We start from the raw sequence: 16,272 nt of genomic DNA on the forward strand, positions 1-16,272 counted from the left end.
TTTGATAGGGTGTTTGGACAGCAGCCCACCTTAACAGTCTTCAATAGGCGGCACCAATTACTCTCTGGCCTATTCCTCTTACGCACATCGGATTTCCCACGCTTATACCCTTGGAAAGAAATACTTTTCCGTTTATTTTAGAAGGATATTTAAAACAAAGGCATGGATTGGCAATACAACGAATTCCAGCAAACCGGTAAGGATTATGCCTCGCAAGAGGAAGTAGACATCTACGATCCTTCACACGATGACTTCAGAAACATACAGCAGGAAATAACAGAGGCTGAAAACTGGATCCTGCCTACTCAGCAAAGTCGAATTCTGGATATCGGATGCGGGACGGGAAACTTTTCCATCCATTTTTCCGAAAGGTGCGAACGACTATACGCTTTGGACATTTCGACGCCTATGTTGGCACTGACCCGAAAGAAAGCAGCAGAAAAAAACCGCGATAATATTTCCTGCATAAACGCCGGTTATCTTACATTTGATTTTCCGGCCTGTTCGATCCACGGCCTGATTAGTTCCCTTTCCCTACACCATTTGCCGGATTTTTGGAAATCAGTAGCCTTGAAGCGCATGTTCACCGTATTGGCTCCCGGTGGCAGGCTGTATTTACACGACGTGGTCATCCCGGATACGGAATCCGAGCAGGCGATTCAAGAGTTTATCGACTTGCAAGGCGAAAGAGGTGGGGACTTCCTTCGGGAAGACACTCAGATTCATTTCAAGGAAGAGTACTCCACATTCGACTGGATAATGCAGAACCTCTTGCAAAATGCCGGTTTCCTGGTCCGCAACAAGTCTTGCCGCGACAAGGTTTTAGCGACCTACTTTTGCGAGAAGCCGGTATAGCGGGTGGCCACCGTTTGCCTACTGGCCAGGTCGCTCTCCAGTCGCTAGAAGGGCGGATTTTTTACTAAAAAAAAGAACACCTGCGATTGAAAGCCCTACTTACCTCAGCCTCCCAAACCTGATAGGGCTGTATTATCAGATATTTTGGGTACCTTTAGCAGATGTACTGTAAACTGCCAGCGGTTTTTCTGATGGTGCCAGGTATCTTCCTGGCCTGCACTAACTTAAAACCCCTGCAGCAATTATCCGAAGAAGCCAGAAAAGGTTTGGGGCATTTCCAAAAATTGGGGTACACGTACACCGAATCCTGCACAATGGATTGTAAATTCCAAAAGGTGCGTGCTTTCGAAATTTACCGGGATTTAGATTGCGATTGTAATTCCTACCAGCAGGCAGACGACCTGGTAACTGGGCTTGTTCAGACCATGGACCAGTACTGGCTGGGGTTATCTACACTTGCATCGCCCGGCCTGACGACCTATGACCTGAGCGTTTCCGTAGGGTCCGTCCAATCGTCCGGATTCGTCAATCTGTCGGAAGGAGAGGTGTCTGCGATTCAAAAACTGGCAGAATTCACCGTAAACTCGAGTACTGGGAATTTTCGACGCAATCGCATGCTGCATTACATGAAAGAGGCGGATCCTTACCTGCGTATACTTTCCGATAAATTAAGCCTTGTTATGGAGCAAAACCTGCTTGGTTTGCTCGAAATACAACGAGAATACTGGTACATGCATTATAAAAACCATGCGGTGAACGCAGAGCTAAGCGCGGTAGAGAAAGAATGGGCTGTGGAAAAGTACTACGCTTTACTGGAAGACTCGGAAAAAATACGTTTGAGAATCGAATCAACAGTCGCCATGATGAATTTGATTGCAGACAAACACCATTCCTTGTCTCAAATTGCGGAAAAAGTTGGAGACGTACGTTTTCGGAGCGAAGTCTCGGCGCTATCGGAAGAGATTAGAAACTTATATGTTGTATTTGAGCAAGTGAACGAATGAAAGAAAGAGTGGATAGCGCTTTTTTAAGCTACCTGGCAGACGATTTTCTGGAAATAGCCAAAAAATTCAACGATTACCGGTTTGAAAAAATAAGCCAGCAGGTAATCAGTCAGCCCACCTTTGTAGCGATGGGTAAAGAGGCAAACCGGCTGATGGAAACCGCCAGAGAAATGAAATTGCTGTCAACCCTGATTGTCGAAGAAGAAGCAGCGGAGGCGCTCAGTCAGCTCCAATCCATCAATCTGGAAATCAAGCAAACGATCGCCACGCTGAAAAACATACAGACAGCGTTCGATCTTATCGGCATCCTTGGTGAACTGGCATTGGCCATGGTAGAAAAAAAGCCTTCGGAAATTGCTGAAAAAATACGGTCGCTAATGGACGTACTCTCCGAAAAAACAGATTAATGGCTTTCAGAAAACTTTTAAAAAAAAATAAACGGCCTGTACCTGCTGCTACCGAAATCCTTTCCTCTCCGGTGTGTTTTCAAAATGAGCGGGATATTCAGGAGGCATACCGTTTACCCCCTCCCCCTCCTGTTTCAAAAACGAGCAAAGGGCAATAAACTAGCGTATAGGTCTTCACAAAATCGCCTCCTTGAAAAACGACTGTTCTGGCTTCGCTACCCTCAGAAATAGCAGGGACCCAAGGCCTATCCTATTTGGTCGATCCGGGAACGGGGGCAGTGTTTGCGCATCGATGTTCCCGCTCATCCACAATTCCCCGTGTGACCTGTATAAAAAGAAGAATTCTTCAAATGTTTCAGCAATAATTTTTATTTTAGACCATTCGTATAACCAAAAAACATGCAATGAAAAAAAACAATACACCCGAGGAGGGTAATTCCAGAAGGAATTTCCTTAAAACATCCGCTACGGCGGTCGCCGGATTTTACATTGTCCCCCGCCATGTACTGGGAGGGCCGGGTTTTAAGGCTCCGAGTGACAAACTCCGGATAGCCGGTATTGGTGCAGGAGGGAAAGGATACAGCGATATCCGAAGTTTTTATGAAAGCGGCAATGCCGACATCGTCGCCTTGTGTGACGTGGACACGGAAAGAGCGTCGCGTAGCATAGAGGCCTACCCAAAAGCCAAATTTTACAAGGATTTCCGGCTGATGCTGGAAAAAGAAGGGGATTCCATCGATGCCGTTTCGGTATCCACGCCGGATCACAATCATGCCGTTCAGGCGCTTACGGCGATGAAAATGGGGAAACATGTGTACGTACAAAAACCCCTCACCCATACCATACAGGAAGCTCGAATGCTGACAGAGGCCGCAGAAAAATACAAACTGGTCACCCAAATGGGAAATCAGGGCGCTTCCGGTGATGGCGTTCGGCAGATGCGGGAATGGTATGCCGCAGGGTTAATCGGGGAAGCTACCAAGGTTTACTGCTGGACCAACCGTCCCGTTTGGCCGCAAGGGGTGCCCTGGCCTGGGGAATCCGGAAAAAAAGCGCCCAAAAACCTGGATTGGGATTTGTGGCTCGGTACAGCAGAGGAAAAAGGATATGTAGAAAACCTTCATCCGTTTAACTGGAGAGGCTGGTGGGAATTTGGAACGGGAGCACTGGGCGATATGGCCTGCCACATCATGGAGCCGGCGTTCCGAACCCTTGATTTGGGATACCCAACAGAAGCTGAGTGCAGTGTAGGGTCCGTGTATACCGGAGAATTTACCCAGGGATACTTTCCAAAAAGCTGTCCCCCCTCTTCGCATATCACGCTTCGCTTCAAAAGACCGGCGGGCAAAGACCTGGAATTTCATTGGATGGATGGAGGCATCAAACCTAGCAGACCCGAGGAACTCGGTCCCAATGAACAAATGGGAGACGGTGGAAACGGTGTTATCATCGAAGGAACCCGCGGGAAAATGATGTGCTCTACTTACGGAATCGACCCCAAACTATTGCCAACTTCGATCAACGAAAGCGTGAACGTGGCTCCCACCCTACCCCGCGTGGAAGGTGCCATCGGCGGGCATTACGCACAGTGGGTAAATGCATGTATTGCGGGCCATGGAAGCAAAGAATACAAGGAGCTCAGCTCTCCGTTTTCCATTGCCGGACCGCTCACCGAATCTGTTCTGATGGGCAATCTGGCCATTCGTAGCTACGATTACCGGGAGCCTAAGTCGGAAGGAAACGGCTACAATTACCCAGCCAGGGATATCAAACTACTCTGGGATGGCAAAAATATGAAGGTGACCAATTTCGAACCCGCCAACCAGTTTGTAAGTAAGTCCTATCGTTCCGGTTTCGAACTACCTCAAGTTTAGTATCGGACAGGCACAGACGGAAAACCCTGAAGGATATCGTACTTCAGGGTTTTTTTTAATTCCGGCTGCCTGGCCTACCTTGTTCAGAGAGAATAGCCCCGATTTTACCGGGAACCATTACTTCCTTTACCCTGATATCCCAAACCGGGTATGTTTCCCGAAACGCGTGGCAGGGTAAAGTAGAACATACTCCCTTTACCGGGTGCCGATTCCAAGCCTATTTCACCCCCCAGACTATCAATGATTTTCTTCACAATCGCCAGTCCCATCCCGGTACCAGGGTATTCTTTCTTAGTGTGCAGTCGGTTAAAGATGATAAAGATTTTCTCGTGATAGGCCGGGTCAATGCCTATTCCATTGTCACGGACAAAGAACTTCCAAAAATCCCCTTCCACTTCTGCGTGAATGTGAATTTCGGGCGATTGGCCGGGAGAACGATATTTCAACGCATTCCCAATAAGATTTTGAAATACCTGCAGGAGGGGTATCCGGAACGAAACAATTGCAGGCAGTGATTCGCAGTGGATGGTTGCACCACTTTCCTTGATAACTCTTTTCTGCAACAAACACACTTCATCCACGATCTCCCGGGTAGCAATCAACTTCAATTTGTCCTCACTTTTTCCTATTCTTGAATATTCCAGCAGATCTAATATGATTTGTTTCATTCGCTTTGCCCCATCCACGGCAAACTGAATGTACTGGTGGGCCTTTTGATCCAACTGGGATCCGTATTTTCGCTCCAGTAGTCCCATGAAGTTACTAATCATCCGCAAGGGCTCCTGAAGGTCGTGAGAGGCCACGTAGGCAAACTGCTCCAGCTCCAGGTTGGAGCGCTCCAGCTCGCGGGCATGCTGTACCATTTGCTGATTCATTGCTTCCAGAGATTCTTCGTATTCCTTTCTGTACGTGATATCGGTCATCGCACCTACTACGCGCGTCACCCGACCTTGCTTATTTCGAATAAAAATCGCGCGATCCATTACAAAAGCGAAAAAACCGTCACTCCGCAAAAATCGGTATTCTTCAAACCAATTGGTTAAGGATTTGCTTTGCTTAAACGCTTGGATTTTATTCGCTATTCGTTCCCGATCTTCCGGATGGATCAACTCCACCAGTAGTTTCATACTGGGAGTGGTCGTTTCCAGGTCGTACCCAAATAAGGTATGAAAACCTTTCCCCCAAAATAGGTTATCTTTTTCCACATCGTAATCCCAAATGGCATCGTTGGTTGCCTCAGCGATTTTCTCAAAGCGTTCATTGCTTTTCTTTAACGCATTTTCCATGGAAATGCGGCCCGTGATATTGATCCCGATCCACTGCATTTCTCCCGGCCGGCCCTTGGCATCTGGAAGACATATCAATTCCCAGAGGGTATGTAACATCCCCCCTTCCTTCTTGGGATTGGCCATCTCTACAATCTTTACCCTATCAGGCAAGGCCACGCTTTCACTAATCGACTGCGCCACCTTCTGCCGGTCCTGATCCAGAACGAACGAACGGTAGCTGTTTTCCAGCGGCATGCTCTCCGGGTACAACCAGCCATAATCTTCAATAAATTTAGGATTGGCATAGGTAAGGTTTCCTTTTAGGTCCGTTCGGATGACGTAGTTGGTTTGGGATTCATAAAACCCGCGGTAACGGGCTTCGCTTTGTTCCAATCGTTCCTGCACCTGGATCAAATCCGTTATTTCCACACTGTTGATCACGATTCCCTGTACAGCCTCATCGGCTAACAGGTCTGTCGCTACGCTTTGTAGCCAACACCAGGAACCGTCTTTTCGCTTGTAGCGATAAGGGTTGGATTTGACGCGTTTCTTTCTCGGTAAATCAGCAAAATCGGCGAATATTCGGTCTTTATCCTCTGGATGAAAATAGGCAGCGGCTTCCTTTCCCAGCAACTCTTCTTCCCGATAGCCCAGACACCTTGGATAATTGGGACTGACGTATAGGTACCGCGAGTCCGCCGACAAGATTGCGGTGAGGTCCGCTCCCCCCTGCACCAGCGCCCTGAATCGTTTTTCACTATGCTTCAGTGCTTTCTCTACAATTTTTCGCTCGGTGATGTCCAATATTACCGAATCCCAAACGACACTACCATCCTCCCGCTTGCTGGGATTCCCGGTGCCTTTGTGCCAGCGCAGACTCCCGTCGGGGTGTAGGTATCGCCACTCGTGCATCCAGAAGCTGAGGTTTTCTTGTGAAAAGCGGATCGTTTCCAAATGCTTCTCTATGTCTTCCGGATGGTATCGGTCCCAAATCAACCGATTGTTTTTCATGGCCATCTCTGCCGAAAACCCCCACAATCGAGCAGCACCGTTGCTCACCATTTCGAGGGCATCCCTGCCATCTGCATAACGACTGTAGCGGTACACGACCCCGGGAATATTATCCGAAATGGATTGAAACTGAATTTCCCTCATTTTACGTTCCGTGATGTCGGTATGGGTACCTGACATCATCAAGGGTTTGCCATCTTCCGACCATTTGGTAACCCTACCCCGGTCATTTATCCAAACATAATGCCCCTTTTTATGAACTAGTCTGCACTCTACGCTGTAATAGTCCCTCTTCCTGGCAAAACACTCCTCCAAAATCTTATCCGAGATCGATCGGTCCTCCGGATGAACCAAGCTGTACCAGGTGTCCATGGTAAAAGGACCCAGTTCCTCCAGGTCATAACCGACCATTTCGGCGTATCGGGCATTCACGATTACCTTGTCCGCGGCCATGTCCCATTCCCAGGTTCCTACCTGCGTGGCATCCAGAATATTGTTAAGGCGTCGGGTTTCAATTTCCAGGCTATCTTTTACGGTACTTAGATTTTGATGGCTTTTTCTTAATTCCAAAATCCGGGTAACCTGGGTGCCGAGGACATTAAGCGCGTGAAGCTTATCCCGCTCCATGCTCCGCGGCTTGTGATCGAATACACACAGAGCGCCCAGGGGATGTCCTTCCGGTGTGTAAATCGGCACTCCTGCAAAAAAGACGATGGATGGCTTTCCGGTAACCAGCGGATTTTCCCGGAAACGCAAGTCCTCCCGCGCGTCTGCTACCAACAAACCTCCTTCCGAAGCGTTCATTACGAATGGGGACAAACATTCACCATCGGTAATTGCCGCCGATTCCAATCCTATTTGAGACTTTATAAACTGCCAGTTACCTGACCAAACAGTAATCGATGCCATTGGTGCTTCGAACAACACGGCAGCTACCTGTGAGATCGTGTCGAATTCTCTCTCCGGATTGCTGTTTAAAATACCATAGCTGTCCAGAAACTTTTCAACCTGCTGCTTTTTTTCTGATTCCATAAAAAATTCAAACGATAAGTAATCCAAGCGGACCAGTCACAGAAGCGAAGCTGAGATTAGTCTAGATGTACCTTTCTGTTTTCTTCGGAAGAACGATAAATACCTAAAATTAAGGCCAATGACCTCCTGGCATCCTCCCCTGTTACCATCGGAGAACGATCATTGCGGATCGCTTCCACCATATCCTTCACCTGCCCCTGATGGAGTTTGTAATCGATCGCCATGGGATCCGATGCCCCGCTACCTCCGATTTCAGATTCGGGTGGCGGAACAGACTCCTCTCCTTTGATAGCATAAACCACTACCTTGCCACCTTCCAGGATAATCGTACCTTTTTCTCCATAGATCTCCAATCGCTCCGGATTTCCGGGATACAGGGAGGTACCGCCGGTAATTGTGCCCAAGGCTCCATTTTTAAAATTAACGATCGCTGCGGCGGTATCTTCACCCTCAATCGCATGCACCATGGTACGCACCTGCCCGAAAACATCCGCCGCATCACCCATGATGTCCAAGAGCAAGTCGATGGTATGTACTCCCTGATTGATTAAGGCAGCCCCTCCGTCTCCCTCTTTTGTACCTTTCCAGCTACTGCTGCTGTAATAGGATGGATCGCGATACCAGTTGATGGCTGCGGTACCCATCAAAAGCTTTCCAATTTTTCCGGATCGTACGGCTTCTTTTAGCTGCAAGTAGCCGGGCTTCAATCGGTTCTGAAAAATAACGCCCAATTTTACCCCAGAATCGGTACAGGCCCTAATCAGGGCATCGGCCCGGTCCAAATTAACTTCAATGGGCTTTTCAAGTAAAATATGCTTTCCCGCTTTTGCTGCTGCAATGGCCGGCTCCAGGTGGTTTCCGCTATGGGTACAGATGCACACCACGTCCAGGCCCTCCCGGGACAAAAATGCCTGCCAGTCAGCATCTGCAGGTACCTCGAATTTTTTAGCGGCTTCTTTCGCCCGTGCCGAACTCGAACTACACACGGCTACCAGTTGACTGTCCTCACAGGCATTGATAGCGGCCGCGTGCATGCCGGCAATGGCACCGGTCCCGATAATTCCGAACCCCAAGGGTCTTTTTTGAGTCATGCTAATCTATCGGTTAGTGTTTATAAAATTGCTTGGTCATTTCCTCCATTACCCAGTTGGTGCGGGCTGCCGATTCCCCCGTACTCGGACAGGCGTTTTCTCTCCCCAGGAGTTCGGCTACGATGGATTCTATGAGAAAGTACTGGATATTTTCAGGCATATCAAAGGAAAGCTCCTGCGCCTCCTCTCCATCCTTTCGTAAGTGCACCGAAGTGCCCCAAAAACATGGAAAACGTATTTCGCCCGAACTGCCAATGATTTTGATTTCGTCTTCTTTTGACGATTCACCAGTGGTAAAACACCAGTTGCCCGAACCTAAAACACCACTTTCAAATCGAAAAGAAGCGAAAACGATGTCTTCTGCCGGATAGTAGCCTGCCTGATTTGCGGCGATTCCATATACCTCGGCAATCGGACCAAACAGGTAATCCAGGTAGTCCAATTGATGGGAACCCAGATCGAAAAAATATCCTCCTCCCGCTATCTCCGGATTGATACGCCAATTGGCAGCCGTATCCTCCTTCAGGTCGGGATGCCGGGGCTGATTGATCGTAATGCTCACATACCGGGGATCTCCTATCTGACCGTCGGTTACCAATTGTTTTACTGCCAGAAAATTCGGCAGGGTTCGCCGGTAATAGGCTACATATAATGGCACGCCTGCTTCTTTGCAGACCTGGATCATCTCCTGACACTCTGCGTAGTTTCTGGCCATGGGTTTTTCCACATAAACCGGCTTACCCGCTGCCGCCGCTTTCTTTGTTAACTCCAGATGGGCATCGGGTGGCGTGGCAATGTAAATCGCATTCACCTCGGGATCTCCAATCAGGGCATCTGCATCCCCGTACCAGCGAGGAACGCCGTGGCGTTCGGCATAGTCTTTCGCTTTTTCTTCGTTTCTACGCATAACGGCTACCAAGCGAGATCCCGGCACTTTCTGCATGGCGGGTGCACTTTTTTTCTCACATACAGCTCCCACACCAAGGACGCCCCACCTTACTTCATTATCCTGAATAAACTTCATGGGGTTAAACTTAGGAAAATTTTTTAAATACACGTACCGTTCGAACATGTTGATTTTTTTTCACCGGCAAATCAATCCAATTCAAAATCCCTAGGGAATCATTACTTCCCAAAAACGGGTCTTCTTGTCTGATTTTCCAGCGCCGGTTATTTCCAGGGTTACATTGTAGTGCACGCCGGATTCCGGATACTGATACAGCGGGTGTTGCTCGGTAGAAAAATCTCCATTGCCAAAATCCCAGTACCAGGACTCAATATCGCCTACGGATTCGTCCCGAAAGGCTACCGTCTGCTCTCGGTTCTCGATCAGGGAAAAAGACCAATCTGCCCTAAAATCCGGTACCTGATCCCTTTCCAGTGGCATCAATCGGAATGCACAGAGATACGAGGCATTGGCCACCATTCGGGTATCATGGGACAAATTGTAATGCCCGTCCCGTTTGCCCCCGTCAAAATCCAACACCGACCAGGACAAGCCAATCAGTTTGTTTTCTACCAGGCGCGACTCTTTAGCCAACTCCGGTCCATCCACGGGTGCATAATCATAGGGCGTGACCCAAAACTCCAGGGTCAGTTTCCCCGCTTCTCCTTGCCGGCCGTCGAACGAATACGCCCGATGGGCATAGGGAAACGTGGCAATCCAGGGTTGAGAACCCCAAATCAATGTCCAGCTTCCACGTACAGGCGGTGTAAAAATATGATAATTCTGCGCATGGTATCCACTAAACGCCAAATGGTTTCGAACATGGGCAGCACTTGCTCCCCATTTTCTGGCCTCGGGTACCAGAGGGTTGTAAATAAACGGCCCTCCCGACAGGTCACCATCCACCACCAACTCAAAAATATCGTTCAGGTATCCTTCGGGGTTAAACCGCTCGAAATCCCAAAAATCATCGTAAGCCTCGTACAAGACATACAGCCGGTTCAGGCCCTTTACCCAGCCCAGGGTAACCTGCACATCAATATCGTTGGTGTCGATGTCCGTTCCATGGCCGTCTTCGGTATCGTTGAGTTCGGCGGTTCCACACCTGTACGCGGCAGGTACCCGGTCCCAATCCGAGTTTTTTCCATCGATGTGAGGCATGGTCTCCGGGGTGAACTGGTAAATCTGGAACACGCGCCCGTCACGCGCAGTCGCTGGACCGGGTGCGTCGATTGCCTGCGCGCAAACCAGCGGTGCGGTCAAAAGCCACAACGTTACGATCCGGACCCACGGAAGAAATTTTTGCAAAGCCACCATTAATCGTAGGTTTTTTCGGTGACGGGGATTTTGTCCCCGTGCCAGGGGAAGGCATAGCTGGGAGCATGTTTAAATCGGGTCATTTCCAGCTCCAATTTTACCACGGCCCCGGGACCCAAAACGGCCTGAAAATAGTGGCGATCAACTGTATCAAATTGATAGGGATACACCTCAATTTGGTTTACCCGGTTGATGTGATGCTCTCCAAACATGCCTCCCTGAACGATTATTTTTCTACGCTCGGTAGGATGCAGGTTGACCAGCGTCAGGGAAATGCCGGCCTCGGTAATTTGTTCTACCAATGCTGCCATATCCGAAGGAATACCGGATCGCTTTTTCACCGGGTCAAAATAACGAACAGAGGTGTGTAACAGTCCTCCATGGTAAATATGGTTGGGAGCTCCAAGCATCGTTTGCACCAGCCCTTCCAGGATTACTGGATTGAGGTTCAGCCAGTGGTGCACGTCTTGCTGATCCGGAGTAGTGGTATCTTTCCGAATACGTTCCAAGCGGTTTTGCATTTCCCGGTAGGTTGCGCGCAAGATATCTACCGGATAGGATGGGACTTCTCCTGCAATGTAGCCGATCCAGGTAGCCGTATTTCGTTCCTCTCCTTTGCCTTTCAGGTAATTGAGATGCCGCATTTCCTTTGGGTCTACCAGTTCCAGCACCCGTTCCCAATCCTCCTTTTTTCGAGACATGTACCAAATATGGGTAGGGTACATGGCTTGCAAGGGCCTAAAGTCGTACCAGCCCCGCTGATCGTACCGGTGAGGCAACAGTTTCTTGCCATTCTCTACCCTTGCCTCTTTCCCTATGGCCTCAATCACCGAATTGGGCAGGGCGAGGTAGCGGTCATCTCCCGATACCAGATAGGCATTGGATGCACCTATGGTGGTCGCTTCCAGTTTATTTCGCACGCCATGCGGCCATTTCCATCCGTAGTATCCTCCCCACCAATTGCCATTCATGTGCTCGCCAATCTTTCCGGATAGTCCCACGTTATCCGGAATGATGCCCCCATTTTCCTCCACCCGTTCCATCCAGGCGCTGACGTAATCCAGCACCCAGGCTTTGTACCGTTCATCTCCCGTGTACATAAAGGCATTTAGCATCAAACTGGTGGCTGCCAAATTAAGTGGAACATCCCCTTTCATCATCCGTTCGTTTAGTGCTTCCAGGATCAAGGCAAATTTGTCGTCATTATTCCAGTCCTTCCCGGAATTCACCGTGGGAATGTCGTCGTAAGGCAGCGGATAGTTGGACAAAATCGGCCGATGAGTGACCCAATCTTCCGCCGTATTCACCATTCTGGGCCCCAGGCTACCATTGAGCGGGGAGCGAATAATCTTCAGCGAACTGTCAAAATTTGAGCGATCGGTGCCGTCATCAAAATACAGCTCCGCAAATGCAAGCGCCCGATCCCTCATCTTTTTGTCCGTAGGATCTGCCAGGCCAAAAAAATAAAAATTTGTGTATGCTTCGCCATGATGCATCCAGTCGTATCCCGCGTCGAATTCATTAACGATTTGCCCGTATGCGGTGAATTGCCGGGTTACTCCCTCCCATAGTTTTCGGGAAAGGGCATCCATCTCCTCCGGACCGCCCAGTGCATAATACAGCGGAAAATTGTAGAAACTTTCGTAGCCATCGTCCGATCCATCCATCCCGGGCCATTCCGTCCGCCACTTTATCGTTCCGTCCGTATGGGTGTACTTCTCCACAAATTCCATCGCCGCCGGATACAAGGCGTCCATCAACTGTCGCTGCAACAAGGCCCATTCCGGAGGAGGAGCCGCAGTACCGTAAGGGATGGATTTGAGCGCCATCGAATCGGTCTGCGAAAAAACTTCGGTAGAAATCATTAGTAACGAAAAAAACAAACCATCTCTTAGCAAAGAATTCATCGTTGTAAAATTTTGGGAAACGGAAGATACTAAAATATACCAGTAAATTAAAATCAATTGGAAAGCGATCCTGCAAGTAAGTCAGGCATCGGCATTGAATTCGTTTTGGTCTTTTCTTAGGGAAAAAGCGGGCTGGCAAAAACCGACGTAACTGCTTATACGCTACCGATTGGCAATTCGGCCAAAAACGAAGTATGCAAAATTTCCCGGAACACGAAAGCCAACTCCCGTGCGTCGATCGGCCATTCCGGGTGGATCATCTTTATTAATCACATGCCGAGCGGCAAGCGTGTAAAAAGTTGGCGTATAATCCGAATAGTTTTACTTTTTCTCTGGTAACAAAAAACCTGTTGCTACCGTCGCCATTTTCCCAACACCGCTATGAAACCTTCCGTTTTGCAAACCCTGCCAAGAAAAAAGACTGTCTTTATGGCGTTGATATTCATGCGGTCGATTTCGCCAGGAAATGCCCAAACGTATCCTTCTCTGAGCGAGCAGTTTCGTCTCGACCGATTGCAACCCCGACCGGAAAGGTACAGGCGGTGATTGATACCGATACGTATAATGAAATTGACGATCAATTTGCAATGGTGTATGCTTTGCTATCTCCGGATCAATTGGATGTACACGCCATCTACGCTGCGCCCTTGCTGAACAAGCGCTCGGAAAGTCCGAAGGATGGTATGGAAAAAAGTCCGGAAGAAATCGGGCGGCTGTTGAACAAATTAAATCGAGAACAAGATGGTTTTGTGTATCAAGGTTCGGAAAGCTTCCTGACAAACCTGAATAAACCCCGTGAAAACCCTGCTGCCAACGACCTGATCCAGCGTGCCAGAAACTCGGAGTGATCTGCTCAAAAAGATCCAGCATAAAAGCCGAATTTAAGGAAAGAGACCCCTATCCTATCTGACTAATTCGCAAGGGAGGAGGGTCCGAAACGAAGGCCCCGTTGACGGTACAAAAAAATGAGCACCTATGGCCCAATAATTGATGTAGAAAAGAAAAATCGTTGCCTTTCCAGGCAAAATGCTTGCTTGACAGACTCGGCCTCCACCTAACCGCAGCTTTCTTTACCAAAATTTCGAGACCAATGAATCATCTTAAGACTGCAATCGTATGCACCTTCGTTTTTTTGGGTCTATCGGCCTGGCTCCTTCGGAACAACCCGATAGTGGAAAAAATGAAAACCAACCTATCGGTTTGGAGAATCAATTATGCTCCCGAAAAGGTTTACCTCCACCTGGACAAACCGTATTACATGGCGGGGGAGGTTATCTGGCTTAAAGGCTACCTGGTGCAGTCCTCGAATTTAACGCCCGACGCGAAAAGTAAAGTACTGTATGTCGACTTGCTTGATGAGAACAATACATTGGTGAAAAAGCTCCGGTTAGACGTAGCAAAAGGAGGGGCCAGAGGAGATTTGTCGATTCCCGCCGACTTGCCAGAGGGCAGATACACCATGGTTGCGTATACCAATTGGATGAAAAACTTCGGCGAGGAATATTTCTTCAAAAAAGATCTGTACATCTGGTCGCCGGACGCACCGCCAGCGAAGGCTGAAGTAGGAGCACTCGGCACTCCGGATTTTCAGTTTTTTCCGGAGGGAGGAGATCTGGTGCACGGTATTTCCGGAAAAGTGGCCTTCAAGGCCACCAACGCCAATGGGCTAGGAGTCCCTGTATCGGGTGCAATATACGATGATTCCGGATCAAAATTGGCCGAAATTCGAACCAGCCACGGCGGTATGGGGTATTTCAGGCTTACGCCCGACCGTTCAAAAACCTATGTGGCACGGGTTGCGTTTGACAATGGGTTTTCCGGGGAGTATCCCCTTCCGGATATTGCTGCTCTGGGACATGGTTTGGGGATTGACTACAAGGAGGAACTGATAATCGTTACCACGTCCAGCAATGTGCCTGGGGGTGAAAGCCTTTTGCTAACCGGAATCGCTCGGGACCAATTGCACTACGTCCAGGAATTCTATTTGCCGGCGAACGAAAAAAGCATTCTGGAAATCCCCAAGTCGACTTTTCCAACCGGTATCGTGCGCCTTACTCTGGCCAAATCTACCGGGGAACCGCTTGCCGAACGATTGGTATTTGTGAACCATGAGGACCAGATAGACGTACGTATTCGGTCAAACCAGGAACAGTTTGAGCGTCGGCAGGAGGTAGTTATTGAAATTGATGCGCGAGACCCGCAGGGCAATCCCCTTGCGGCCGGGTTTTCCCTGTCAGTAACTGACGATCAACTGGCCGAGAAAGACGCAAATGACAGCAATATCCAATCTTACCTGTTACTATCTTCGGACCTTAGGGGCAGCATCGAATCTCCGGGCTACTATTTCAACCCCCACAACCAAAACCGGAAGGTGGCCCTGGACCTGCTCATGATGACGCAGGGATGGAGAAAGTTCACCTGGAAAAAAATCCTCGAAAACGATTTTCCTACCATCTCCCACGCCCCCGAACTGGATATTCGTATCAGCGGAAATCTGGCAGCCGACAACGGGAATCCCATTGAAAATGGCGATGTCGTACTTTTCCTTAAGGATAAATACCAGACATTTTTAACCACCGAAACCGATGAAAAGGGGAATTTCGCATTCGAGGGGTTCCATTTCAATGATTCCATCGACGTATTGGTACAGGGAAACGACGCACGTGGGAGAACCCGAAATGTAAACGTATCCATCGATCAGAAACCCTACCTCCCCCACATCCAACCTGGGTACATGGGCCCTTCCGCTGATCGTATAAATCGGGAAAATCGAACACCGGGCACCGCTCTTTTTCAGGGTATGGAAACCGAAATCGGTGCTCTTGAATTGGGCGACGTACTTCTGGAAGAAGTGGTCGTGGAAGGTCGGGCCGAAATCTCTCGTCCTTTTGCCCTACACCGAGATGCAGATGTCGTACTCGAGTCCAACCAGTTGCCTGTAGCCCCATCGGGCAATATCCTTGAAGCCTTGCAGGGAAGGGTAGCTGGTCTGCAAGTGTACCGTTCCGGACCGAATCAATTCCGGGCCGTCATCCGGGGACAAGGCTCCCCCCTCTACCTATGGGACGGGATACCCGTGGATGAAAGCATGCTGCAAAGCATCAATCAATTTGATATCAGCAGGGTAGAGATTCTAAAAAGCCCCGGCAACACTGCCATCTACGGTGGAAGAGGAGGCGGCGGAGTAATCGCCTTTTTCAGCCATAGAGGACCGACCGAGATGGGAGAACCAGACACCGGCGACCACATCATCGTTCAACGGGTGGGCGGTTTTAGTAAAACCCGACAGTTTTATTCACCCAGGTATGAAGGGAATTCACGGCCAGAAATTACCGATTTGCGAAGCACCATCTACTGGAATCCAACGGTCGAAACCAACGAAAATGGCACCGCTACCCTCCGGTTTTTTACCGCCGACCGGAGCAGTTTGTACCGGGTAATTGCCGAAGGCATTTCCGAAAATGGAAAAGTCGGTCATGCAGAGTTATTACTGGAGGTCTATTAAGCGGCCACGCGAAACGCTGGATAGTAGAACGTGAATTTCCATAAACCTCATTTCC

General features: G+C 49.1%; 11 protein-coding genes. 6 read left to right on the plus strand and 5 right to left on the minus strand.

Annotated features, from left to right (window positions below):
- The first annotated feature begins 162 nt into the window (after positions 1-162).
- The 4 genes from ABWH99_RS14965 (at position 163) to ABWH99_RS14980 (ending at position 4,140) form a co-directional block, all read left to right on the plus strand.
- Complete coding sequence (locus tag ABWH99_RS14965) at positions 163-855, plus strand: class I SAM-dependent methyltransferase (RefSeq protein ID WP_375582654.1); 693 nt, start codon at positions 163-165, stop codon at positions 853-855.
- Positions 856-1,169: 314 nt separating this feature from the next.
- On the plus strand, positions 1,170-1,859 hold the full coding sequence (locus ABWH99_RS14970) for a hypothetical protein (protein ID WP_375582655.1): 690 nt from the start codon (positions 1,170-1,172) through the stop codon (positions 1,857-1,859).
- The gene (locus ABWH99_RS14975; RefSeq protein WP_375582656.1) at positions 1,856-2,266 is read left to right on the plus strand and encodes a hypothetical protein; all 411 of its coding nucleotides are present in this window, start codon (positions 1,856-1,858) and stop codon (positions 2,264-2,266) included. Before ABWH99_RS14970 ends, ABWH99_RS14975 begins: the two co-directional genes overlap by 4 nt.
- Before the next feature lie 404 nt (positions 2,267-2,670).
- The gene (locus ABWH99_RS14980) at positions 2,671-4,140 is read left to right on the plus strand and encodes a Gfo/Idh/MocA family protein (protein ID WP_375582657.1); all 1,470 of its coding nucleotides are present in this window, start codon (positions 2,671-2,673) and stop codon (positions 4,138-4,140) included.
- A 104-nt stretch (positions 4,141-4,244) separates the two neighbouring features.
- On the opposite strand, the gene ABWH99_RS14985 is transcribed toward ABWH99_RS14980, so the two are convergent.
- The 5 genes from ABWH99_RS14985 to ABWH99_RS15005 all read right to left on the minus strand — a co-directional run bounded on the left by ABWH99_RS14985 (position 4,245) and on the right by ABWH99_RS15005 (position 12,712).
- Complete coding sequence (locus ABWH99_RS14985) at positions 4,245-7,451, minus strand: PAS domain-containing protein (protein WP_375582658.1); 3,207 nt, start codon at positions 7,449-7,451, stop codon at positions 4,245-4,247.
- Positions 7,452-7,507: 56 nt separating this feature from the next.
- Positions 7,508-8,542 (minus strand): Gfo/Idh/MocA family protein, encoded by a 1,035-nt coding sequence (locus ABWH99_RS14990; RefSeq protein WP_375582659.1) that lies wholly within the window; start codon positions 8,540-8,542, stop codon positions 7,508-7,510.
- Between the two features lie 13 nt (positions 8,543-8,555).
- Positions 8,556-9,566 (minus strand): Gfo/Idh/MocA family protein, encoded by a 1,011-nt coding sequence (locus ABWH99_RS14995; protein ID WP_375582660.1) that lies wholly within the window; start codon positions 9,564-9,566, stop codon positions 8,556-8,558.
- Between the two features lie 90 nt (positions 9,567-9,656).
- On the minus strand, positions 9,657-10,751 hold the full coding sequence (locus ABWH99_RS15000; protein ID WP_375582661.1) for a PKD domain-containing protein: 1,095 nt from the start codon (positions 10,749-10,751) through the stop codon (positions 9,657-9,659).
- Between the two features lie 53 nt (positions 10,752-10,804).
- Positions 10,805-12,712: a hypothetical protein gene (locus ABWH99_RS15005; RefSeq protein ID WP_375582662.1), complete on the minus strand. Its 1,908-nt coding sequence runs from the start codon at positions 12,710-12,712 to the stop codon at positions 10,805-10,807.
- Between the two features lie 299 nt (positions 12,713-13,011).
- On the opposite strand from ABWH99_RS15005, the gene ABWH99_RS15010 reads away from it, so the two are divergent.
- Together ABWH99_RS15010 and ABWH99_RS15015 are read left to right on the plus strand one after the other, a co-directional pair.
- Positions 13,012-13,560 (plus strand): hypothetical protein, encoded by a 549-nt coding sequence (locus ABWH99_RS15010; RefSeq protein ID WP_375582663.1) that lies wholly within the window; start codon positions 13,012-13,014, stop codon positions 13,558-13,560.
- Between the two features lie 242 nt (positions 13,561-13,802).
- Positions 13,803-16,217 carry a TonB-dependent receptor plug domain-containing protein gene (locus tag ABWH99_RS15015; RefSeq protein WP_375582664.1) on the plus strand — a complete coding sequence of 805 codons (2,415 nt, stop codon included), beginning with the start codon at positions 13,803-13,805 and terminating at the stop codon, positions 16,215-16,217.
- Positions 16,218-16,272: the final 55 nt, after the last annotated feature.

Origin of the sequence: Cyclobacterium xiamenense (assembly GCF_042140265.1) — a bacterium.
GTDB classification, from domain to species: Bacteria; Bacteroidota; Bacteroidia; order Cytophagales; family Cyclobacteriaceae; genus Cyclobacterium; species Cyclobacterium xiamenense_A.